The organism is Pseudomonas sp. Root401 (genome assembly GCF_001425105.1).
GTDB lineage: Bacteria > Pseudomonadota > Gammaproteobacteria > Pseudomonadales > Pseudomonadaceae > Aquipseudomonas > Aquipseudomonas brassicacearum.
Genome location: NZ_LMDO01000045.1, coordinates 1 through 22,007, shown reverse-complemented (window position 1 = coordinate 22,007; position 22,007 = coordinate 1). Strand labels below are relative to the sequence as shown.

15 protein-coding genes, 3 rRNA genes and 2 pseudogenes are annotated in these 22,007 nt (G+C 59.7%); 8 read left to right on the top strand and 12 right to left on the bottom strand.

The window, feature by feature from the left end; genetic code table 11:
* Nucleotides 1–87: 87 nt before the first annotated feature.
* A complete protein-coding gene (gene ggt, locus ASC85_RS24455; protein ID WP_236712403.1) occupies nucleotides 88–1,929 on the top strand; it encodes a gamma-glutamyltransferase in 1,842 nt (613 codons plus the stop codon).
* A 170-nt stretch (nucleotides 1,930–2,099) separates the two neighbouring features.
* On the opposite strand, the pseudogene ASC85_RS33965 reads toward ggt, so the two are convergent.
* Nucleotides 2,100–2,531: pseudogene (locus tag ASC85_RS33965) on the bottom strand (methyl-accepting chemotaxis protein); the annotation flags it as partial.
* Nucleotides 2,532–2,639: 108 nt separating this feature from the next.
* A pseudogene (locus tag ASC85_RS33960) lies at nucleotides 2,640–3,326 on the bottom strand (PAS domain-containing protein); the annotation flags it as partial.
* Between the two features lie 304 nt (nucleotides 3,327–3,630).
* Here ASC85_RS33960 and ASC85_RS24445 point away from each other — a divergent pair.
* The 3 genes from ASC85_RS24445 to ASC85_RS24435 all read left to right on the top strand — a co-directional run bounded on the left by ASC85_RS24445 (nucleotide 3,631) and on the right by ASC85_RS24435 (nucleotide 7,040).
* The gene (locus ASC85_RS24445) at nucleotides 3,631–5,049 is read left to right on the top strand and encodes a short-chain fatty acid transporter (protein WP_024618910.1); all 1,419 of its coding nucleotides are present in this window, start codon (nucleotides 3,631–3,633) and stop codon (nucleotides 5,047–5,049) included.
* 113 nt (nucleotides 5,050–5,162) lie between these two features.
* Nucleotides 5,163–6,332: a hypothetical protein gene (locus ASC85_RS24440; RefSeq protein WP_057451721.1), complete on the top strand. Its 1,170-nt coding sequence runs from the start codon at nucleotides 5,163–5,165 to the stop codon at nucleotides 6,330–6,332.
* Nucleotides 6,333–6,512: 180 nt separating this feature from the next.
* Entirely contained in the window at nucleotides 6,513–7,040 is a 528-nt protein-coding gene (locus tag ASC85_RS24435; RefSeq protein WP_057451720.1) for a hypothetical protein, read from the top strand.
* Nucleotides 7,041–7,050: 10 nt separating this feature from the next.
* Here the strand turns inward: ASC85_RS24435 and can are convergent, their stop codons facing one another.
* Together can and ASC85_RS33465 are read right to left on the bottom strand one after the other, a co-directional pair.
* Complete coding sequence (gene can, locus ASC85_RS24430; RefSeq protein WP_003205581.1) at nucleotides 7,051–7,695, bottom strand: carbonate dehydratase; 645 nt, start codon at nucleotides 7,693–7,695, stop codon at nucleotides 7,051–7,053.
* 5 nt (nucleotides 7,696–7,700) lie between these two features.
* On the bottom strand, nucleotides 7,701–7,829 hold the full coding sequence (locus tag ASC85_RS33465; RefSeq protein ID WP_256365268.1) for a hypothetical protein: 129 nt from the start codon (nucleotides 7,827–7,829) through the stop codon (nucleotides 7,701–7,703).
* Here ASC85_RS33465 and ASC85_RS24425 point away from each other — a divergent pair.
* Nucleotides 7,828–8,232, top strand: coding sequence for a hypothetical protein (locus ASC85_RS24425; RefSeq protein WP_057451719.1), 405 nt, complete (start codon nucleotides 7,828–7,830; stop codon nucleotides 8,230–8,232). The genes ASC85_RS33465 and ASC85_RS24425 overlap by 2 nt on opposite strands.
* Before the next feature lie 153 nt (nucleotides 8,233–8,385).
* On the opposite strand, the gene rimI is transcribed toward ASC85_RS24425, so the two are convergent.
* Both rimI and ASC85_RS24415 read right to left on the bottom strand, forming a co-directional pair.
* Nucleotides 8,386–8,838 (bottom strand): ribosomal protein S18-alanine N-acetyltransferase, encoded by a 453-nt coding sequence (rimI, locus tag ASC85_RS24420; RefSeq protein WP_047229376.1) that lies wholly within the window; start codon nucleotides 8,836–8,838, stop codon nucleotides 8,386–8,388.
* Complete coding sequence (locus ASC85_RS24415; RefSeq protein ID WP_082534477.1) at nucleotides 8,831–9,610, bottom strand: energy transducer TonB; 780 nt, start codon at nucleotides 9,608–9,610, stop codon at nucleotides 8,831–8,833. Before ASC85_RS24415 ends, rimI begins: the two co-directional genes overlap by 8 nt.
* A gap of 181 nt (nucleotides 9,611–9,791) precedes the next feature.
* On the opposite strand from ASC85_RS24415, the gene mksB reads away from it, so the two are divergent.
* The 3 genes from mksB to mksF are packed head-to-tail and all read left to right on the top strand — an operon-like array spanning nucleotide 9,792 to nucleotide 14,600.
* The gene (gene mksB, locus ASC85_RS24410) at nucleotides 9,792–11,072 is read left to right on the top strand and encodes an Mks condensin complex protein MksB (protein ID WP_041476417.1); all 1,281 of its coding nucleotides are present in this window, start codon (nucleotides 9,792–9,794) and stop codon (nucleotides 11,070–11,072) included.
* Nucleotides 11,062–11,763 (top strand): Mks condensin complex protein MksE, encoded by a 702-nt coding sequence (gene mksE, locus ASC85_RS24405; protein ID WP_003205590.1) that lies wholly within the window; start codon nucleotides 11,062–11,064, stop codon nucleotides 11,761–11,763. Before mksB ends, mksE begins: the two co-directional genes overlap by 11 nt.
* The gene (gene mksF, locus ASC85_RS24400; protein ID WP_057451717.1) at nucleotides 11,760–14,600 is read left to right on the top strand and encodes an Mks condensin complex protein MksF; all 2,841 of its coding nucleotides are present in this window, start codon (nucleotides 11,760–11,762) and stop codon (nucleotides 14,598–14,600) included. Before mksE ends, mksF begins: the two co-directional genes overlap by 4 nt.
* A gap of 242 nt (nucleotides 14,601–14,842) precedes the next feature.
* Here the strand turns inward: mksF and ASC85_RS24395 are convergent, their stop codons facing one another.
* The 6 genes from ASC85_RS24395 to ASC85_RS24370 form a co-directional block, all read right to left on the bottom strand.
* Entirely contained in the window at nucleotides 14,843–17,146 is a 2,304-nt protein-coding gene (locus ASC85_RS24395; protein ID WP_057451888.1) for a PqiB family protein, read from the bottom strand.
* On the bottom strand, nucleotides 17,139–17,762 hold the full coding sequence (locus ASC85_RS24390; protein ID WP_013694217.1) for a paraquat-inducible protein A: 624 nt from the start codon (nucleotides 17,760–17,762) through the stop codon (nucleotides 17,139–17,141). Before ASC85_RS24390 ends, ASC85_RS24395 begins: the two co-directional genes overlap by 8 nt.
* The gene (locus tag ASC85_RS24385) at nucleotides 17,749–18,408 is read right to left on the bottom strand and encodes a paraquat-inducible protein A (RefSeq protein ID WP_057451716.1); all 660 of its coding nucleotides are present in this window, start codon (nucleotides 18,406–18,408) and stop codon (nucleotides 17,749–17,751) included. Before ASC85_RS24385 ends, ASC85_RS24390 begins: the two co-directional genes overlap by 14 nt.
* 148 nt (nucleotides 18,409–18,556) lie before the next feature.
* Nucleotides 18,557–18,672 (bottom strand): 5S ribosomal RNA (gene rrf / locus ASC85_RS24380).
* A gap of 9 nt (nucleotides 18,673–18,681) precedes the next feature.
* A 5S ribosomal RNA gene (rrf, locus tag ASC85_RS24375) occupies nucleotides 18,682–18,797 on the bottom strand.
* A gap of 155 nt (nucleotides 18,798–18,952) precedes the next feature.
* A 23S ribosomal RNA gene (locus ASC85_RS24370) occupies nucleotides 18,953–21,844 on the bottom strand.
* Nucleotides 21,845–22,007 lie beyond the last annotated feature (163 nt).

Genomic DNA, 22,007 nt, shown 5'->3' with positions numbered 1-22,007 from the left:
GTGGCGAGAGGGCTTGTTGATTTGCGCCCCACGCCGCGCATCGCTACAGTCAATCTCCATACCCCAGGCCCACGGATGGAGCGACACGTGCTTATAGACCTGAAACCGAACCTTCATCGCCTGTCAGCCGTTTCGCTGCTCGCTGTCGCCCTGACACTCGTCGCCTGTAAGGCCCCGCCCTCCTCCACCGCCACACCGGCATTGCCCGCTCCGCCGGAAATCACCTCAGGCTACCGCACCGATGTGCAGACCCGTTACGCCGACAAGCACATGGCGGCCGCGGCCAACCCGTTGGCGGCCGAGGCCGGGCGGGAGATGTTGCGACGTGGCGGCTCGGCCATCGACGCGGCGATTGCGATGCAAGCGGTACTGACGCTGGTGGAACCGCAATCTTCAGGCATCGGCGGCGGCGCGTTCATTGTGCTGTGGGATGGCGAGGCCGTGCGCACCTATGACGGTCGCGAAACAGCACCGGCCGGCGCCACCGAAAGACTTTTCCTGCAAGCCGACGGCAAACCCATGCCGTTTACCGCCGCCCAAATCGGCGGTCGGTCCGTCGGCATACCGGGGGTATTGCGCGGACTGGAACTGGCCCATCGCAAACATGGCCGTCTCGAATGGGCGAGGCTGTTCGAGCCGGCCATCGCGCTGGCGGAGCAGGGCTTCGCGATCTCCCCCAGGCTGCACGCCTTGATCGCGTCCGACCCTTCGTTGCCGGGCTCGCCCGACATGGCGGCGTACTTTCTCAATGCCGATGGCAGCCCGAAGGCAGTCGGCACCGTGCTGAAAAACCCGGCATTGGCAGGCGTGCTCAAGCGCATCGCCAACGAAGGTCCCGATGTTTTGTACAAAGGGCCGATTGCCGAGGAGATCGTCGCCAAGGTGCAGGGTCACGCCAACCCCGGCAGCCTTTCGCTGAACGACCTCCAGGGCTACACCGCACGGGAGCGGCCCGCGCTATGCACCGACTACAAGCGCTGGCAAATCTGCGGCATGCCACCACCGTCTTCGGGCGGGGTTGCCGTGGCGCAGATCCTCGGGACGTTGCAGGCCCTGGAACAGCGCGACAGCAACGCGGCCCTCGCCCCCTTGAAACCCCTCAAGACCGCTAAACCCGCCGGCATTGAACCCTCCCCCGAAGCGGTGCACCTGATCGCCGAAGCCGAGCGACTGGCCTACGCCGACCGCGCCCAATACATTGCCGACCCGAATTTTGTAGCCGTGCCGCTCAAAGGGCTGGTCGATCAAGGTTACCTTGCCAGCCGAGCCAGCCTGATCGGCCCTCGTAGCATGGGCGTCGCCAAGCCCGGGACACCGCCGGGCATTCAGGTGGCCTATGCGCCGGACCGTTCGCCGCTGCGCATTTCCACCTCGCAAGTGGTGGCGGTGGATGACCAGGGTGGTGCCGTGTCCATGACCACCACGGTGGAGTCGGCGTTCGGCTCGCACTTGATGGTCCAGGGTTTCATACTCAACAACCAGATGACCGACTTTTCCTTCATCCCTGAAGAAAACGGGCAAAAAGTCGCCAACCGCGTCGAACCTGGCAAACGCCCGCGCTCGTCCATGGCGCCGACGCTGATCTTCGATCATCAGGGTAGGCTGCTGGCCGCTGTCGGCTCCCCCGGCGGCTCGCAAATCATCGAATACGTCGCCAAGTCAGTGATAGGCCTGCTCGACTGGAACCTGGACCCGCAAACCGCCATCAACCTCCCCAACTTCGGCAGCCGCAATGGCCCCACCGAACTGGAAAAGGGGCAGTTCAGCCCGACGCTGATCCAGGCGCTGAAAGACAAAGGCCATGCGGTGAGCGAGATCGACATGAACAGCGGCACCCAGGCGATCGTCCGGGTGCGTGATGCGCAAGGGAAAACCTCACTGGCTGGCGGTGCGGATCCGCGGCGCGAAGGCGCCGCGCTGGGGGATTGAGCGCTCGTAGATCAGGTTGAGTCAGCGTGCCAGGATGTTGAATGTGTGGCCGCCATCGCGAGCAGGCTCGCTCCCACAGGGGGGGGCGGCGAACACAATATCAAGGCTATTCAGGGAGAACTGTGGGAGCGAGCCTGCTCGCGATAACGGCGGCTCACTCAGCAGGTTTCTCAGGTCGATAGCTGGTTGGCAAACTGGCTCACCGCATCGACCACCTTCTTCGCCCCGTCCTGGATCTCGACGATCACCGTCCCCGCCTCGGCGGCCAGGGCCAGGCCGTGTTCGGCCTGGTGCTGTCCGTCGGTCATCAGTGCCACGGCATTGCGGGCCATGTCCTGGTTCTGGCGGACTACGCCAACGATTTCATCGGTCGCCTGGCTGGTGCGCGATGCCAGTTGTCGCACTTCATCGGCCACCACCGCAAAGCCACGACCTTGCTCGCCGGCCCGGGCCGCTTCGATCGCGGCGTTGAGCGCCAGCAGGTTGGTTTGTTCGGCGATGCCGCTGATGGTCTTGACGATGGTACCAATCACCAGGGATTGCTCGTTCAACGCCTCGATGCCTTCGCCAGCGGTTTGCATGTGCCGGGCCAGGTCGCGCATCACCTCCACGGCCTGGGTCACCACCGTCGTGCCGCGCTGGGCGGTGTTGTCGGTCTGCAGCGAGGTGCTGTAGGCGATGCTGGCCGCATCGGCGACGGCTTTTTCCTGGTTGACCTGGTCCGTGATGTTGGTGGCGAACTTGACCACTTTGTACAGTCGCTCGTTGGCATCGACCACCGGGTTGTAGGAGGCTTCCAGCCAGACCTCACGACCACTGCTGTCGAGACGCTTGAAGCGGCCGGCCACGAACTCACCACTGTTCAAGCGCTTCCAGAACTGCTCGTAGGCCGCGCTGTTGTATTCCTCGGGTTCGCAAAACGTGCGGTGATGCTTGCCCTTGATCTGAGCAAGGGTGTACCCCATGGCGTTGAGGAAACGATCATTGGCCGTCAGTACGTGACCGCCCAAATCGAATTCGATCACCGCCGTTGACCGCACCAACGCACCGATGAGGTTTTCATGCTCACGAGAGGCCTCGATGGTGCGGGTCAGGTCATTGGAATACATCGAAAAATAGCGGATCCGCCCGTCAGCACCCCGCACGGGCTGGAGGATCGAGCGCAGCCAGGCTTCCTGGCCATTGCCTCGCAGCAGGCGCACGGCACCGGAAAAGTGCTCGCCACGGGTCAGCGCCGACTTGAAGCGCATCTGGAACTCGTTGGATTTCAAATATGCGGGAACCAGGTCATCGACAGCTCGGCCCATCAAGTCCTGGCTCTTGTAGCTCATCTCGTCGAGGAAATTCTGATTGACCGATTGGATCCGTCCCTCGGCATCCAGGGTGAGGCCAAGCATTTCGCGATCCAGGCTTTCCTTGACTTGCGCAAGGCTGGACAGTTCTTGGCGAAGAGCCAGCAGCTCCTGCTTCAGGCGGTTGTTGAACATGGGCAGCTCCGACAGCAGGAGAATTAAATGCTGTTCCCTAGCCATCGGCCCGGCGTTTTTTTTCTAAAGAGCACCGCGAGCCCCTGGTGAAAATATTCCAGGACGCCCTCGAACCCGATAAGCCTCCCATGGTCACTGGATTGTTCTACTGTTGCGCCTGACCTTTGAAGCCTTTGCCATCAATGCCCATAACCATAAAAACGAGGTAATTGCCGTGACCACCGACATCGAAGACAGCCGTTCCGCCCGCTTCGCCTTGCGCTGTTCCAGTTTCGCCGAGCGCTGGTTCCCCGACTCCTGGGTCTTCGCCGCGCTGGCGGTGCTGGTGGTCGCCGTGGCGACACAATTCATCGGCGCCACGCCCACGGCGGCGGCCATGGCGTTCGGCGACGGCTTCTGGAGCCTGATCCCGTTCACCATGCAAATGGCCTTCGTGGTGATCGGCGGATACGTGGTCGCCAGCTCGCCACCGGCCGTCAAATTGATTGACCGCCTGGCACGGATTCCGACCAATGGCCGCTCCGCCGTGGCGTGGGTGGCGCTGATCTCCATGGTCGCGTCGTTGCTCAACTGGGGCCTGTCGTTGGTGTTTGGCGGTTTGCTGGTGCGCGCCCTCGCCCGGCGCACCGACTTGAAAATGGACTATCGCGCCGCCGGGGCCGCTGCTTACCTGGGCCTGGGCGCAGTGTGGGCCCTGGGCTTGTCTTCGTCGGCAGCGCAATTGCAGGCCAACCCGGCCAGCCTGCCGCCCTCGATCCTGTCCATTACCGGCGTCATTCCCTTTACCCAGACCATTTTTCTCTGGCAATCCGGGGTCATGTTGCTGGCGCTGATCGTGATCTCCCTGATCGTCGCCTACGCCACCGCTCCCGGGCCGAACAGTGCCCGTGACGCCGCCGCTTGTGGTATCGACCCCAGTTTCAGCATGCCGGCGTTGCAGCCGCGTACCCGCCCAGGGGAATGGCTGGAGCACAGTCCGCTGCTGACCATTGCCCTGGTGCTGTTGGCAGCCGGTTGGCTGTTCCACGAGTTTTCGACCAAGCCGGCGATCAGTGCCATTTCCGGGCTCAACACGTATAACTTCCTGTTCATCATGCTGGGCGCCTTGCTGCACTGGCGGCCGCGCAGCTTTCTCGACGCCGTGGCCCGCGCGGTGCCGACCACCACCGGCGTGTTGATCCAGTTTCCGTTGTACGGCTCGATCGCCGCACTGCTGACCACGGTCAAGGGCAGCGATGCCCAGACCCTGGCCCACCACATCTCGACCTTTTTCGTACAAATCGCCTCCCATGACACCTACGCCCTGTTGATGGGTGTCTATTCGGCGGTACTTGGCTTCTTCATTCCGTCTGGCGGCGGCAAGTGGATCATTGAAGCGCCCTACGTCATGCAGGTGGCCAACGACCTGAACTATCACCTGGGCTGGGCGGTGCAGATCTATAACGCCGCCGAAGCGCTGCCGAACCTTATCAACCCGTTCTACATGCTGCCGTTGCTCGGGGTCCTGGGGCTGAAGGCCAGGGACCTGATCGGTTTTTCCTTCGTGCAGCTGCTGGTGCATACGCCGTTGGTGCTGGCGCTGCTATGGGCGCTGGGGACGACATTGAGTTATTTGCCGCCAGTGATGCCATAAAGCCATAAAAAAGGGCCGATATTTCCATCGGCCCACTTCTTCTTCGGCCCGGTCTGTTTCAGTATGGATGCGCCCTGCTTTTGAGGGTCCCTCACGCTGAAAAGGATCTGAGCATGTTCAAACTCGCCGTACTTCCTCTTGCCGTCCTCACCCTGAGCGCCACCGTCCAAGCCGCCGACACGACCAATATCGACGTACAACTGGGCAGCACCGAACGCGTCACCCGCCTCTTTGCCTACCCCAACAACTGCAACGTCATCTGTTTTCGCGACTGGACCCTGGAACAAACCGTCGAGCATTACCTGACCCAAAGCGTGCAGCGTGACGGCTACACCACGGCCAAGGTCGAGGTCAAAATCGACAACGACAAGGTCTATGCCAGCATCAATGGGGTACCGAAGAGCTACGGCCAACCGCTCAAGGCCCTGCTCGACGCCGGGGACCTAGCGTACAACGGTGCCTCGAAACTCAACAGCGACAAGAAATGGTCCTACAACTGGTACCTGTTCCTGCCACTGGGCATGGCCCTGGAAAACCGCAAGAGTGTCGAGTTGCTGCACTTCCCGCCGGACTACTCCCTGACCCAGGCCCAGGACTACCTGGAGTCGGCGACCACCGATCGTTGGGCCACGCTGCTGACCGTCAACGGCATTGCGGCTGAACAGACACCGGCCTACCAGACCATCATCGACATCGCGCCCATCGCGGCGCCGTCCAATGCTGGCAGTACATTGGAGGGGCTCTACAGCTACTTCAACGATTACCAAACCACCATGGTCACACAGGTCACCCAAACCGCCAGCGGCGCCGCGCTGCCGATGGTGGCCTTCGGAGCGCCCGTTCGGAACTGGATCAAGACCCAGTACGGCCAGACCGTGAATGTGCTCAGCTTGGCGACCATCACAACCGGCAGCGGGGTCAAGGTTCCGGTCCTGGGCTCCAACCATCCGAGCTACATCTGGTACGCCGCCGACAAGGACAGCTACGACGGTGACGAAGCCAAGGCCGATGCCGCCGGCCTGAAAGTCATGGGCCAGGACCTGAGTGCTTCATGCTGGCAGGCCGGCATGGGCAGCAAGCCGGGCACCGACCCGAACACCCTGCTGAACCAATGCACACAGACCTGGCAGGTCACTCAAAAGGAGAAAACCTGCGAATTGTTCTACACCTCCATTCGCAACTTGACGCCGGATGAAGCGGCGAAAAAATGCGAAACACCGGCGATCAAGTCGCAACTTCCACAACTGAAGGTACCGATGCCGCTGCCAGCCGAGGCGGTCTGAACCTTGAGGCGCTTTCCCGCGTAGGCTGGCGCTGACGCGGGAAAGCGCCTTTGGCACCTGTCAGAGTCGACAGTAGATGACGCCCCCGACTTGGGCGAAGCTATCAAGGTTTTTTTCAACGACCGCCGGCAGGATCGCCAGCGCCAGCAAGTCGAGTGTTTAGCACCGACAAGGACTGTCATGACCACGTTCATTACAGATCGCACCTGTTCACAGCACCGGGACTGCATCTACCCGGAAAAACCACTCAGCACCCGCCTGGGCTACCCCTCGGTGCACGACTTCGAAGTGCGTCGCACGACCGACGGCCGCGGCAACGGCATCATCGCCCGCAAACCATTCGCCCCCATGGAGAGGATGTGCAGGGTTTCGGGGCTGCTGGTGAGCCGACGGCGCCTGCACACGCTGCAGATCCTGCCGGACGTCCACATGTATGACCCACGCTTCGCCGGATTGCTGCTGCATTCCTGCAACCCGAATGTCTTCCTCGACATGAGCGAACTGTGGCTGTGGTCACTGGCCCACATCGATGAAGGTGACTGTCTGACGATGGACTACGCCAGTACCGAACAGAAACTGTATCGACAGTTCGCCTGCCGGTGCGGTTCGCCCAACTGTCATGGCTGGATTACCGGCTATGACGAACCGCCCAATGAGCAGGGAATGAAGTTTCTACGGCACTGGCGCCGTCAATGTCACCGCGACTGACGAACCGGACTCAAGGCGCGTCGACCGGACGCAGCCGATACTGTGGCGGCAACTGTTCGAAACCGCTGATCGTGGTGTCCAGGCTCTTCCAGCGTCCGTCCTTGATGCCGTAGATGCAGCCATGGATCGACAGTTTCTGCCCACGGTGCCAGGCGTTCTGCACTATGCTGGTATGGCCAACGTTAGCCACCTGCTGGATCACGTTCAGCTCGCACAGGCGGTCGACACGTTCCTCCTCGGTCGGCAATTGCCCCAACGCCTCGCGATGCTCGTAGTACAGGTCGCGAATCGAGCGCAGCCAGCCGTCGATCAGACCCAGTTGCCGGTCCTGCATCGAGGCACGCACACCGCCACAGCCGTAGTGGCCGGTGACCAGGATGTGTTTGACCTTGAGCACGTCCACCGCGTACTGGATCACCGACAGGCAGTTAAGGTCCGTGTGCAGCACCACGTTGGCCACGTTGCGGTGTACGAACAGGTCGCCCGGCAGCATGCCGACGATCTCGTTGGCCGGCACCCGCGCATCGGAACAGCCGATCCACAGGTATTCCGGGGTTTGCTGACGAGCCAGCTTGGAGAAGAAGTCAGGATCTTCCTGCTTGATCGCATCGGCCCAACGCGCGTTGTTATCAATCAGATCTTGTAATTCGTTCATGCTGTCTAGCCTCGATTGAGAGTGCGCAACTGTGACAAACGACCGCCGGTCGAGGTCACGTCGGCGATGCATTGGAATTCCTGGATGCGCTGCCGGTCGACACCAGTAAGGCCCACAGTATGAGGAATTGCCATGAATGATTCACGACGTCCCTTCGATACGACGCAACCGGAACCCATTGACGACAATGAGGATCGCATGGGCTCGATGCATGAACTGGAATTCGATGAAGAAGAACCCAGCGCGAAAATCGGTGACGAACTGCCGGAAAACGAACGCGAGCACCTGATGCCTCGCGAACGCGTCCGTGAAGCCGGGATGACCGGGGCTTCGACGGATGATCACGAATCGACCGACGACGACATGAGCCCGAAAACCCTCATCCACGAAGACGGCGCCCGGGACGCCCACGAGACCGGGGACGATGAACAGGCGGACTGGGACCTGAGCGTGGTGGATGAAAATGATATTGGCGGGGACGACGGGCTGGACGAGGCGGAAATGGCGGATATCGATCCGCTGGATGGCAAGCGCTGACCTGACCCTGTGGGAGCGAGCCTGCTCGCGAAAGCGGTGGGTCAGCTTGTATCAAATGTCGGATGTACCGAAGCCATCGCGAGCAGGCTCGCTTCCACAGTTGTTTTGTGTATGACCTCAGGTTTGATGTATCCCACATGGGATCGCGGCGCTTCAGTCCACCAAGGTACACGCCATGACCACAGCATCCTCACGCCCGCCCACCGCCGGGTAGTAATCCCGGCGCCGACCCACTTCATTGAAGCCATAGCGCTCATACAGCCGGAACGCCGTGCGGTTGCTGTCGCGCACTTCCAGGAAACACTCCCTGGCCTCAGCCTTGTAGGCAATCGACATCAAATGTTCCAACAGACGCAAACCCAGGCCACGGCCCTGGTTTTCCGGTTTGACGGTAATGTTGAGCAGGTGCGCCTCATCCAGGATGATCTGCACCACACCATGACCCACTTGCTGTTGGCCTTCGAACATCAGCCAGATCTGGTATTTGCCCAGCCCGTCGAGAAATATCCCGCGGGTCCAGGGATGGCTGTAGGCGGCGTATTCGATTTTCAGTACAGCGTCGAGGTCCGCCTCGGTCATCGGGCGGAACGATACAGCGTCACTCATTCGATTCTTTCCAGCGCGCCATCAGCCGGCGCATGGCTTGCCAGACATCAGCCTTGCGCTGTGGCGTTTCCATTAACAGTTCCAACCCGGGCAACGCCCAGGCCGAGCCCAGGCCTTCGACCTGCAATTCACGATTGAACGCTTCGGCATCCGCCTCGCCGGCAAACTTCACCGCCGGCAGGCCGATCAGCCACAGGCACACGCAGGGCTCGTCTTCGAGGCGCGCTGAAACGAACCCCTGGACAAAATCCCGCGCCGCGTCGGGCCCCTGGTCCATGGTGCCGCGTGACAACAGCGGCCAGCGCACCGGTTCGCCAATGATCTGCGGGCTATCCGGCAGACCGGCGGCGCGCAGCATGTCCTTGAGCAGCAAGTAGGCTGGATCGCGGCTTTGAAACGGCTCACCCGTGGGCAACTCCACCAACAGCAGGCAACGCCCGGCCCGCAGCAGTTGCAAGGCAAAACGCGGCGGCGCGACGTAGGGCGCCTTGGGCGGCGCCTCGACAACTTCTTCCACCGGCTTGGCATTGGTACGGGTCGAGGCCAGGCTCGGACGCGGCACTTCGATTTTTGGCCGTTCGACCACGGGCGCCACCGGCTCGGCGACCGTCTTGGCCACAGGCGCGGTCACGACCGGCGCGATGTACTCGGGCTCGGGCGTTTCCAGCAGCTCGGGCCGCGACGGGGCGGCGAACGGCAATTCGGTACGCGGCAGCCAGTTGACCACCTGCATAGCGGTCAGATAGGCGCGGCGACGGGACTCGATAAGCAAGGGTCGGCCACTTGTGGATAACTGAAAGTGGGAGGGATTCTACCGCCCTTCGGCGCGGATCGCTTCCCTGTTGAGCCAATAGTTGATCGATAGCAAACGACAGTCCGTCCAAGGGGTGAATCGCAACCGGCCCGATGCAGTACAATCGCCGCTTTTAATTGCCAACCCGACGGCCATTGCGATGATCGAACCCAAGCGCGTCTTGCGCGCCCTCGCTGAACACTGGGCATTGCTGGAACCTTTGTGCGAGCACTTCGACCAGGGCACCCTGAGCCTCAACGAATTGCGTTCACAGCTGGCCGCCCAACAACTGGACAGCACGCCCCAGGACATCACCAGCCTGCTGGATGTGTGGATCCGCCTGGACATTCTCGTACCGGTGGCGAAAAGCCCGAACCGCTTCGAGCTCAATGCCCAGATCCATGACTTCCTCGCCTACCTGCGCCGCGAACACCGCCTGGGCCTGTGCCTGGAGATCGAAGCCTACCTGCGCCACCTCGAGCGCCTGGCCGGCTACATCCAGGACGCCTTCGACATTCGCGACGGCAACGACCTGGCCCGCCAACTGCGCCTGCTGGACATGCGCGTGCGCGACGTACTCAAGAAACTCGCCAACGACGAACAGGCCCTGGTGGCCGTCGCCGAGCGGGCCAAGACCAGCGACCGGCAGATCCCGCTGCGCCAACGCTATGCCGAAGTGCTGGCGACCTGGGACGAATACGTCGAGCCGATGATCCAACTGGTGAACGCCGACGGCGCCTTCGAGCAAGGCGTGCGCAAGGTCGAGAACGTGCTGTTGCGCATGCTCACCGAACAGCAGCGCCTCGGTCACCTGGTGGACGACGACATGCTGCTGCGCACCCACGCGCGCATCCTCGAGATGCAGACCAGCGCCCAGCTGACCCTGCGCCATGCCCGTGAACTGCTCCTGCCACTGCGCGAAGAAGCCCGCCGGCATAACGCCGTGACCCGTGGCGCCGCGCTGGCCCTGGCCGCCATTCGTCGCAAAGGCATCGATGCCGTGCCGCAGGCCGCCATGCCGATGTTTACCCGGCCGCAAAGCACGTTCCTGGGCAGCGCCAGCCAGGTCGAAGCCTATGTGTACGCCTTGGCCCGTTTCGAACCGAAACCGGCGCGCTTCCCCAAGTCCCACAAGACCCACAAGGGCGGCGAGGCACCGCGTGCGCCACGCACCGTGCGCGAGATGGTCGAGCGCTGCGAAGACGCCCTGCCGATGCCGGACCTGATGACCTGGCTGCTGGAACAGGAACCGGACGGCGCCACCGACGAATTGCTGTACTGGTTCTCGCGCCTGTCGCGGGAAAAACGTTTCAAGCGCGAGCGTCTGGAACGCCGCGACTATCACACTCACGAGCATCAGGTCAGCCTGCGCTCCTTCGCCCTGCTCTCGGCCGGCGACACCGCCGCCGAGGATTCTGCGAGCATCCCCCATGCATCTTGATCTATCCGAACTGTCCCAGCTGGCGCCGATTTTCCGCGAGCTGTTCAAGGGTTACCACGTCAGCCGCCGCGACCCGGAGCTGTACGCACAGCTGTCGAACTTCCAGGACCAGTACCGCACGCTGTTCAAGGCCCTGGGCTTCGAACTGGTGTGCGACACCCGTGGCTTCTATTACTTCGTGCCGGACCTGGCCGCCGCGGCGGTGAACAAGACCGCCCAGCGCCTGGCCCTGTTCACCTTTATCCTGGTCGAGCATCTGGCCGACCAGGGCCGCGACCCGATTGCCGTGCTCGACGGCGGCAGCCTGGGCCGCGATGAGCTGCCTTCGCTGCTGGAAAAATACCGCGATCTGTTCATCCAGGCCGAAGTACAGACCCAGGAAGAGCTGGAAGAAAAAATCATGCGGCGCATGACCCAACTGGGTTTCGCCAGCGAAGAAAACGGCGTGTACCGCTTCCTGCCGCCGATGCATCGCTTCCTCGACGTGTGCCTGTCGGTCCAGCAGGACCGCGACCTGGCCGCCAGCCTGCACAGCGTGCTGCCGTTGCCGGTGCCCGTGCTGATCGACGAAGACAGCGACGAGAAGCTGCTGCAGACCGACGATCCGTTGGACCTCAGTGAATTTGAAGGTGAAAGCGAAGAAGACGCACTGGCCCGCGCCATTGCCGAAGAACAGGAGACCGACGCATGAGCAAGGAACGCTACGGCATCCGCCGCTTTGCCCTTTTGAACACCGCCGGCTACAGCCTCGGTTTGTTCCCGCTGGAAGAACCGCTGTCGGTGTATGGCGCGAACAACCTCGGTAAGTCCGCCTCGATCAACGCCTTGCAGTTCCCGATCCTGGCGCGCATGTCGGACATGAGCTTCGGCAAGTACAGCCTGGAGCAATCCCGGCGCTTCTACTTTGCCTCGGACACCAGCTACATCCTGGTGGAAGTCGCCCTGCCCCACGGCCCGCACGTGATTGGCGTGGTCGGTCGCGGCCCTGGCGGCGGTTTCGGTCACCAGTTCTTTGCCTACGCCGGCAAACTGGACCTGGCCCACTATCAGAAAAATGACACCTGCCTGCGTCAGAAAGAGTTGTTCACCAACCTGGAGCGCGAAGGCCTGAAAGCCTACGAACTCAAGCCGGATGAACTGCGACGCCTGCTGGTGGGTGGCCACACCTCGATCCCGCTGGACCTGACGCTGATCCCGCTGCGCTCCACCAGCGAGCAAAGCCTCAAGACCTTCCGCGCGCTGTTCATCAACCTGCTGCACATGCGCGAAATCACCGCAGCCAAGCTCAAGCAACTGTTCCTCGACGCGTTCGAGCACAGCCTGCGCTCCGGTAGCGTGGACTACATCGCCGCGTGCGAAGAAGCCTTCCGCGACGTACGCCGCATGGAGCAGGACTACAACTCCCTGGTGGCGGCCGGTCCGCTGGTGGAAGCCCTGGCCAATGGCGTCAAGCAACGCGATATCCTGCGCGGCAAATTGCATCGCCTGTCGCCATTGCTCGACTCATTGCTCGGCACCTGGTCGGACTACGCCAGTGCGCGCAAGGAAGAGCTGACCATCCAGGCCGAACACTACCGCAACGAGCAGGACTCGCTGCAGAACGACCAGCGCGGCGGCACTCAGGAGCTGATGCGCCTGGAACGGGAAATCAGCGGCATCCAGCGCTGGCTCGGCGAGCTGTCGGTGCTCAAGCATCGCTTTGCCCTGGTGGATGACGTCAAGGTCCTGGAGCAGCAACTGCTCGCCGCCAAGGACGCCCACGACGAACTGGCCGGTGCCCTGGCCCAGTCCCGGCAGTTCAGCGCCGAGGACCTGGAAGAACGCCTGCGCGACCTGGAAAAACGCCTGAAGTCGGTCAAGCAGCAACTCGATCACGCCGACAACAACAGCTACGCCCGTCTGCGGGAAGAGTTCTCGCAGCAGGACGTCGAACGCCTGATGCGCCTGTTCAACAGCGCCCTGTTCAGCCTGCCACTGGGCGAACACGGCATCGCGCTGGACGAGAACGGCGAGTGGGTCAAATCCATGGAGCTGATCCTCGACGGCTTCAAGGGCGAGCGTTTCGAAGTGCCGGGCCTGTCCATCGACCTGTCCCACATCGAGCCACCTGCCCTGCAAGCCCTGGCCGACCGAGCCGCGCTGCGCGACCAGAAAGAGCGCCTGGAAAAAGAACTCAAGCAGCTCAAGACCCAGCAAGCCGTGGCCGCCGACCGCGCCGCGAGCAAAACCCAGACCGAGGCGCTGTACCAGCAGGTTCTGGATGCGCAGAAAGCCCTGGAAGACTTCCGTCGCAGCCAGACCCTGAGTGCAGCGGAAGGCGAGAAGCTCGAGCAACTGGCGCAGATGGAAGCCGCCCAGGACGAACTCAAGCGCTCCAGCGATGCCTTCACCGAGCGCGTCCAGCAGCTGTCCGCCAAGTTGCAGTTGGTGGGCCGGCAGATCGCCGACATGGAAGCCAAGCAACGCACTCTCGACGACGCCCTGCGCCGTCGTCAATTGCTGCCGGCGGACCTGCCGTTCGGCACGCCGTTCATGGACCCGGTCGACGACTCCATGGACAACCTGCTGCCGCTGCTCAATGACTACCAGGACAGCTGGCAAGGGCTGCTGCGGGTCGACGGCCAGATCGAGGCGCTGTATGCCCAGGTGCGCCTCAAGGGCGTGGCCAAGTTCGACAGCGAAGACGACATGGAGCGACGCCTGCAACTGCTGATCAACGCCTATGCCCACCGCACTGACGAAGCCCTGACCCTGGGCAAGGCGCGCCGTGCGGCGGTAACCGACATCGCCCGGACCCTGCGCAACATCCGCAGCGACTACGACAGCCTCGAGCACCAACTGGCGCTGTTCAACCGCGAGATCAACAAGCGCCAGGTGTCCAACCTGCAGAGCTTCCGGATCGTCCTGGCGCCGAACAAGGAAGCGCTCAAGCACATCGACCAGATCATCCACAGTGCCGGCCAGTACGAGGAAGGCGAGACGCTGTCGGTGTTCGACCTCAGCCAGAGCGCCGAGCAGGACAACAAGAACGAAGAAGCCAAGGAATACCTGGCGCGGCTGGTGGCGGCGAACCACAACCAGCTCGGCCTCAAGGACCTGTTCGAACTCGCGTTCGAGATCACCAAGGTCAACGGTCAGCCCGTGATCCACACCGACATCGACGGCGCGGCGTCCAACGGCACCACCATGACCATCAAGGCGCTGACCAACATGTACTTGTTGCTGCACTTGATGGACCGCGAACAGGCCGGCCGCGTGCGCCTGCCGTACTACCTGGACGAAGCCGCGGACATCGACGAGAAAAACCAGGCTGCCCTGCTGGAAACCAGCCTGCAACTGGGCTTCGTGCCGATCCTGGCCAGTGTGAAACCGCAAGTCTGCGCCAGTGTCGCTATCGACCTGGAAGGCGGCAGCGGCCCGAACGGCATCTACATCGACGAAGCGGACTGGAAATACATACGTCGTCACGATGCGGTGAAGGCCACGGTGAATGTTCAGGCCGACGAGCCGGAGCTGGATTCGGTGTGAGGTGAATTACACGGCAATAAAAAAGGCCGCGATCCATTGGATCGCGGCCTTTTTTATTGCGCTGGTTTTAAGTCCGTAGGAGCTGTCGAGTGCAACGAGGCTGCGATCTTTCCACTGCCCATTGAGTCCAGAGCGAAAGATCAAGCTCAAAAGATCGTCCGAACACGACCCGAGCCTTCGCCAGCTCCTACAGAGCCCAGCGGGAGCAAGCTCCCTCGCCACAAGTGCTACATCCAATAACCTTATTTACCGAGACTGATCTTCGGCGCCCAGGTCAGCCATTCATCTTCAAACTTGTCGAACAACGGGAAAGTCTGCTCCGGTCGAGCCGGATTGCCCATTCGTTCGCCATCCGGCGTTGCGAACGCAATACCGCCCTGGATCAGCGTTTCAAGGGACTCGGTGCGCACCGTCGCGCCCTTGAACAGACCAAAGTCCAGACCGAAACCACTGCTATTCCAGAAACGTGTGCCGCTGCGCACCAGCGGCGCATACTTGGGCTCGATCAGGATATGGATCAGCACCCGGTCCGCGGTCTGGCCCAGTTCATAACCGGTGACCTTGCCCACCGTAATCTCGCGATAGGTCACCGGTACGCCGATCTTCAACGAACCACGGCGGGCCGCGCTCAGCACCAGGCTCAGTCCTGCTTCGGGCACAGCGCTTTCCGGTGGGTTGGCCAGGGCCACGAAGCTTTTCTGCGGCCCGAGGTTTTTCGCCGAAGGCTGCACTTCAATGTATTGGCCGGTTACCAGCGTTTCCAGGTTGGAGGTCTTCATCAACCCCAACTCCGGCTTGACCACCCAGAACTGGGACCCGACCCGGGCGATGCGCTCCGGCACTTCGGTGATACGCGCCGTGAGCAGTACCGATTGCATATCGGCGCTGAGATCAACATCCTCGATCTTGCCCACATCCAACCCTTTGAACCGGATCGGCGTACCACTGCGCAAACCATCGGCGCGATCGACCTTGATCGTGACCTCGGTGCCGCGCTGTTGTGCGGCCTCGTGATCGGCGAACAGGCGGAAACGCGGGATGCGTCTTTTCAGCGGCACATTGGGTTCCGGAGTTTCGAAGGCAATCCCACCGGCCATCAGGCTTTGCAGGGACTCGCTCTTGACCTGGATCCCGCCCGTCAAACCTCCCGTAAGGGTGATACCACTGGCATTCCAGAAGCGTGTCGAGCCGTTGACCAGCCCTTCGTACTCCTTCTCGATGTGCACACCGATGATCAACTGCTTTTTCTTGCGGGAGAACTGGTAGCTCTGCACCGATCCGACCTTGACCTGCTTGTAGAGGATCGGACTGCCGACCTCCAGCGATCCAAGGTTTTCGGTCAGCAGGACCAAGTGCAGCCCTGGGGAGCGCAAATCCAGTGGCGGAGCTTTTGCCCGGGCTTCGAACTCCCGTTGCGGCGCGCCGCCCTTGTCACCCGGTCGCACGGCAATGTAGTTACCCTTGACCAGCGCTTCCAGGCCGGTGATACCCGCCAGGGAGATCGATGGCTTGACGACCCAGAACTGCGTGCCGGTTACCAGGTAATCTTCGGCCAAGGGGTCCAGGGTCAATTCAGCCGTGGCGCTGGCCAGGTCCGGATCGACCTTGAGGTTCTTCAGGCTGCCGACCTGGATGCCTTTGTACATGACCGGCGTACGACCGGCCTGCAACCCTTCGAAATCGCTGAGCTTGACCTTCACGCGAATGCCCGCCGCAGCGGCGTCAAAGTCTTCATAAAGACGGAACGGCAGGCTTGGGTCCGTCGGCGGGCTGTCCTTGCGGCTTTCCGGCGTGGCGAAGGCAATCCCTCCGGCCACGATGCTGGCCAGAGACTCGCTGCGCACTTTGACGCCCGAGAGGTTGGCATCGATGCTGATGCCACTGGCGTTCCAGAAACGCGTGTGTTTGCGCACCAGGTTGGCATAGGTCGGCTCGATGAAGATTTTGATCTCGACCTTGCTCTGATCCTCGGACAGCAGGTAGCTCTTCACCTGACCGACCTGAATCTGTTTGTAGAACACTGGGCTGCCACGGTTCAGTGAACCCAACCGATCAGCCTTGAGGGTCAGGTGCAAACCCGGCTTGGCGTCCGACAGCGGCGGCTCTTCGGCCAGCGCCTTGAATTTACGGGTCGACTCCCCTTCACCTGGGCTGATAGCCACATAGTTACCCGACACCAGGGTTTCCAGACCAGTGATCCCGGCCAGGCTCACGCTCGGCTTGACCAACCAGAAACGTGTTCCGGTCTTGAGGTATTGCTCGACGTCCTTGTTCATCTCGATGGTCGCGACCACTCCCTTGGAGCTGCCTTCGTCATCGAGGGTAAGGGCCGTCACTTTGCCGACCGTCATCCCTTTGTAGACGACTTCGGTTTTGTTGACCTGGATGCCTTCACCGCTCTCAAAGCGCACATTGATCTCGATTCCGGTCTCGTTATAAGCCCGCCAGCCGAGCCAGCCGCCGATGATCAAGGCAATCAACGGCAGGACCCAGATGGCCGACCAGTTCGAAGCCGGTCGAGTTTTAGCGGTAGGCAAATCAGTCATGGTCGTCATCCGACTCCGTGTTATCCCAAATCAGTCGGGGATCGAAGGTTACTGCGGCAATCATTGTCAAAATCACTACGCTGGCGAAAGCGATCGCGCCGAGACCGGCTTCGACACTGGCGAGCCGTCCGAAATTCACCACGGCCACCAAAATGGCGATCACGAAAATATCCAGCATCGACCAGCGACCAATGAACTCGATGAAACGGTACATAAGGATGCGTTGTTGCGCCGACATAGGCTGATGCCGCTGTACGGAAAACAACAACAAGGCGATGCCCACCAGTTTGAAAGTGGGTACAACGATGCTGGCGATGAACACCACGGCGGCAATAGGAATCATGCCGTGTTGAACCAGCTCGATGACGCCGGCCATGATGGTGCTCGGGGCACCCTGGCCCAGCGAGTTGATAGTCATGATCGGCAACATGTTGGCCGGAATATAAAGAATCGCGGCCGTGATCAACAATGCCCAGGTCCGCATCAAGCTGTTCGGGCGACGGGGGTGAACCAGCGCGCCGCAGCGAGTACAGGTTTGGTTGTCGGCCTCAGCATCCTGCCGATTCAACTCGTGGCACTCCGTACAGATCAGAATCCCTGCATCAATCGCCCGCATGGGCATCCTCTCCTGATAACGCCTGCCAGATCTGATGGGGTGACATCACCACCTCCAACCAGACCTGGACCAGCAACAAACTGATGAAGCACACCAGGCCAAGGCCTACGGTGATGGCCGCCATGTCTGCCAACTTGACGATGGCTACCAGCACGCCCATGAGGTAGACCTCAAGCATCCCCCAGTCTCGTAGATGGTGATAAATGCGATACAGCAACAGACCGTAACTACGGCCAAAGTCCAAGCGAATGGACAACAGCACCACCAACTGACAAAGCAACTTGAGTAGCGGAATGCCCATGCTGCACAGGAACACCACTGCCGCGATGCCTTGCATACCGGTATCAAACAGGCCGACCACCCCACTCCAAACGGTGTCCTGGGAGGACTGCCCGAGCAGATTGAGTTCCATGATGGGTAAGAAGTTGGCCGGCACATATAACAGCAGGGCCGCGATAACCAAGGCAAGGCTGCGTTCAACTACATTGTGCCGGTGAGCATAGAGCTCATAGCCACAACGGAGGCACTCGGCTTTTTCACCATGGGCCAGCTGAGGCTTGCGCATCAACAGGTCGCACTCATGACACGCCACCAGATCGCTCAGGGGCAGATCTGACAACCTATCAATGTCTGACGGATCGGGCATAAACAGCTCTGGCTCAGCTAAGGTGGGGCTATTCTAGTGCTCCAGCTCGGAAATAACTGTGCAAATTTATCACGAGCTTTCGCAGACTTTCCTGGGGGCAAAAACAAAACCCCTACCTGCGTCAGCAGATAGGGGTTTCGGAATTTGATCTTGACGATGACCTACTCTCACATGGGGAAACCCCACACTACCATCGGCGATGCATCGTTTCACTGCTGAGTTCGGGATGGGATCAGGTGGTTCCAATGCTCTATGGTCGTCAAGAAATTCNAATCTTGACGATGACCTACTCTCACATGGGGAAACCCCACACTACCATCGGCGATGCATCGTTTCACTGCTGAGTTCGGGATGGGATCAGGTGGTTCCAATGCTCTATGGTCGTCAAGAAATTCGGGTACCGAATCGTGGCCAGTTGGCCTCGCTTCAGCAAATTGGGTATGTGATAGCTTCGGTGTTTTGYGAGATTCGAACTTTCGGTTCGTTTCGTCTTCACACACCGCAATCTGGTCTCTTTCGAGTTCACAAATTGCTTGGGTGTTATATGGTCAAGCCTCACGGGCAATTAGTACAGGTTAGCTCAACGCCTCACAGCGCTTACACACCCTGCCTATCAACGTCGTAGTCTTCGACGGCCCTTCAGGGGACTCAAGGTCCCAGTGAGATCTCATCTTGAGGCAAGTTTCCCGCTTAGATGCTTTCAGCGGTTATCTTTTCCGAACATAGCTACCCGGCAATGCCACTGGCGTGACAACCGGAACACCAGAGGTTCGTCCACTCCGGTCCTCTCGTACTAGGAGCAGCCCCTCTCAAATCTCAAACGTCCACGGCAGATAGGGACCGAACTGTCTCACGACGTTCTAAACCCAGCTCGCGTACCACTTTAAATGGCGAACAGCCATACCCTTGGGACCGGCTTCAGCCCCAGGATGTGATGAGCCGACATCGAGGTGCCAAACACCGCCGTCGATATGAACTCTTGGGCGGTATCAGCCTGTTATCCCCGGAGTACCTTTTATCCGTTGAGCGATGGCCCTTCCATACAGAACCACCGGATCACTAAGACCTACTTTCGTACCTGCTCGACGTGTCTGTCTCGCAGTCAAGCGCGCTTTTGCCTTTATACTCTACGACCGATTTCCGACCGGTCTGAGCGCACCTTCGTACTCCTCCGTTACTCTTTAGGAGGAGACCGCCCCAGTCAAACTACCCACCATACACTGTCCTCGATCCGGATAACGGACCTGAGTTAGAACCTCAAAGTTGCCAGGGTGGTATTTCAAGGATGGCTCCACGCGAACTGGCGTCCACGCTTCAAAGCCTCCCACCTATCCTACACAAGCAAATTCAAAGTCCAGTGCAAAGCTATAGTAAAGGTTCACGGGGTCTTTCCGTCTAGCCGCGGATACACTGCATCTTCACAGCGATTTCAATTTCACTGAGTCTCGGGTGGAGACAGCGCCGCCATCGTTACGCCATTCGTGCAGGTCGGAACTTACCCGACAAGGAATTTCGCTACCTTAGGACCGTTATAGTTACGGCCGCCGTTTACCGGGGCTTCGATCAAGAGCTTCGCGTTAGCTAACCCCATCAATTAACCTTCCGGCACCGGGCAGGCGTCACACCCTATACGTCCACTTTCGTGTTTGCAGAGTGCTGTGTTTTTAATAAACAGTCGCAGCGGCCTGGTATCTTCGACCGGCGTGGGCTTACGCAGCAAGTGCTTCACCCTCACCGGCGCACCTTCTCCCGAAGTTACGGTGCCATTTTGCCTAGTTCCTTCACCCGAGTTCTCTCAAGCGCCTTGGTATTCTCTACCCAACCACCTGTGTCGGTTTGGGGTACGGTTCCTGGTTACCTGAAGCTTAGAAGCTTTTCTTGGAAGCATGGCATCAACCACTTCGTCACCCAAAGGGTAACTCGTCATCAGCTCTCGGCCTTAGAATCCCGGATTTACCTAAGATTCCAGCCTACCACCTTAAACTTGGACAACCAACGCCAAGCTGGCCTAGCCTTCTCCGTCCCTCCATCGCAATAACCAGAAGTACAGGAATATTAACCTGTTTTCCATCGACTACGCTTTTCAGCCTCGCCTTAGGGACCGACTAACCCTGCGTCGATTAACGTTGCGCAGGAAACCTTGGTCTTTCGGCGTGGGTGTTTTTCACACCCATTGTCGTTACTCATGTCAGCATTCGCACTTCTGATACCTCCAGCAAGCTTCTCAACTCACCTTCACAGGCTTACAGAACGCTCCTCTACCGCATCACTTACGTGATACCCGTAGCTTCGGTGTATGGTTTGAGCCCCGTTACATCTTCCGCGCAGGCCGACTCGACTAGTGAGCTATTACGCTTTCTTTAAAGGGTGGCTGCTTCTAAGCCAACCTCCTAGCTGTCTAAGCCTTCCCACATCGTTTCCCACTTAACCATAACTTTGGGACCTTAGCTGACGGTCTGGGTTGTTTCCCTTTTCACGACGGACGTTAGCACCCGCCGTGTGTCTCCCATGCTCGGCACTTGTAGGTATTCGGAGTTTGCATCGGTTTGGTAAGTCGGGATGACCCCCTAGCCGAAACAGTGCTCTACCCCCTACAGTGATACATGAGGCGCTACCTAAATAGCTTTCGAGGAGAACCAGCTATCTCCGAGCTTGATTAGCCTTTCACTCCGATCCACAGGTCATCCGCTAACTTTTCAACGGTAGTCGGTTCGGTCCTCCAGTTAGTGTTACCCAACCTTCAACCTGCCCATGGATAGATCGCCCGGTTTCGGGTCTATTCCCAGCGACTAGACGCCCTATTAAGACTCGCTTTCGCTACGCCTCCCCTATTCGGTTAAGCTCGCCACTGAAAATAAGTCGCTGACCCATTATACAAAAGGTACGCAGTCACCCAACAAAGTGGGCTCCCACTGCTTGTACGCATACGGTTTCAGGATCTATTTCACTCCCCTCTCCGGGGTTCTTTTCGCCTTTCCCTCACGGTACTAGTTCACTATCGGTCAGTCAGTAGTATTTAGCCTTGGAGGATGGTCCCCCCATATTCAGACAAAGTTTCTCGTGCTCCGTCCTACTCGATTTCACTTCTAAGATCCTTTCGCGTACAGGGCTATCACCCACTATGGCCGCACTTTCCAGAGCGTTCCGCTAAAATCAAAGAAGCTTAAGGGCTAGTCCCCGTTCGCTCGCCACTACTAAGGGAATCTCGGTTGATTTCTTTTCCTCAGGGTACTTAGATGTTTCAGTTCCCCTGGTTCGCCTCTTGCACCTATGTATTCAGTACAAGATAACCATCTTATGATGGCTGGGTTCCCCCATTCAGACATCTCCGGATCAAAGTCTGTTTGCCGACTCCCCGAAGCTTTTCGCAGGCTACCACGTCTTTCATCGCCTCTGACTGCCAAGGCATCCACCGTATGCGCTTCTTCACTTGACCATATAACCCCAAGCAATCTGGTTATACTGTGAAGACGACATTCGCCGAAAATTCGATCTGGCTCTAAGAGCCACTCACAAATTTTACCTTAGCCTGATCCGTTACCAGTGAAAGTAACGTTCAGTCTATCTTTCTATCACATACCCAAATTTTTAAAGAACGA

Bases quoted from the DNA above. Each gene is read 5' to 3' on its own strand.
- ASC85_RS24440 (WP_057451721.1), top strand. From the start codon at position 5,163: ATGTTCAAACTCGCCGTACTTCCTCTTGCCGTCCTCACCCTGAGCGCC.
- ASC85_RS24435 (WP_057451720.1), top strand. From the start codon at position 6,513: ATGACCACGTTCATTACAGATCGCACCTGTTCACAGCACCGGGACTGC.
- can (WP_003205581.1), bottom strand. From the start codon at position 7,695: ATGAACGAATTACAAGATCTGATTGATAACAACGCGCGTTGGGCCGAT.
- ASC85_RS24425 (WP_057451719.1), top strand. From the start codon at position 7,828: ATGAATGATTCACGACGTCCCTTCGATACGACGCAACCGGAACCCATT.
- ASC85_RS33465 (WP_256365268.1), bottom strand. From the start codon at position 7,829: ATGGCAATTCCTCATACTGTGGGCCTTACTGGTGTCGACCGGCAGCGC.
- rimI (WP_047229376.1), bottom strand. From the start codon at position 8,838: ATGAGTGACGCTGTATCGTTCCGCCCGATGACCGAGGCGGACCTCGAC.
- mksB (WP_041476417.1), top strand. From the start codon at position 9,792: ATGATCGAACCCAAGCGCGTCTTGCGCGCCCTCGCTGAACACTGGGCA.
- mksE (WP_003205590.1), top strand. From the start codon at position 11,062: ATGCATCTTGATCTATCCGAACTGTCCCAGCTGGCGCCGATTTTCCGC.
- mksF (WP_057451717.1), top strand. From the start codon at position 11,760: ATGAGCAAGGAACGCTACGGCATCCGCCGCTTTGCCCTTTTGAACACC.
- ASC85_RS24395 (WP_057451888.1), bottom strand. From the start codon at position 17,146: ATGACTGATTTGCCTACCGCTAAAACTCGACCGGCTTCGAACTGGTCG.
- ASC85_RS24390 (WP_013694217.1), bottom strand. From the start codon at position 17,762: ATGCGGGCGATTGATGCAGGGATTCTGATCTGTACGGAGTGCCACGAG.
- ASC85_RS24385 (WP_057451716.1), bottom strand. From the start codon at position 18,408: ATGCCCGATCCGTCAGACATTGATAGGTTGTCAGATCTGCCCCTGAGC.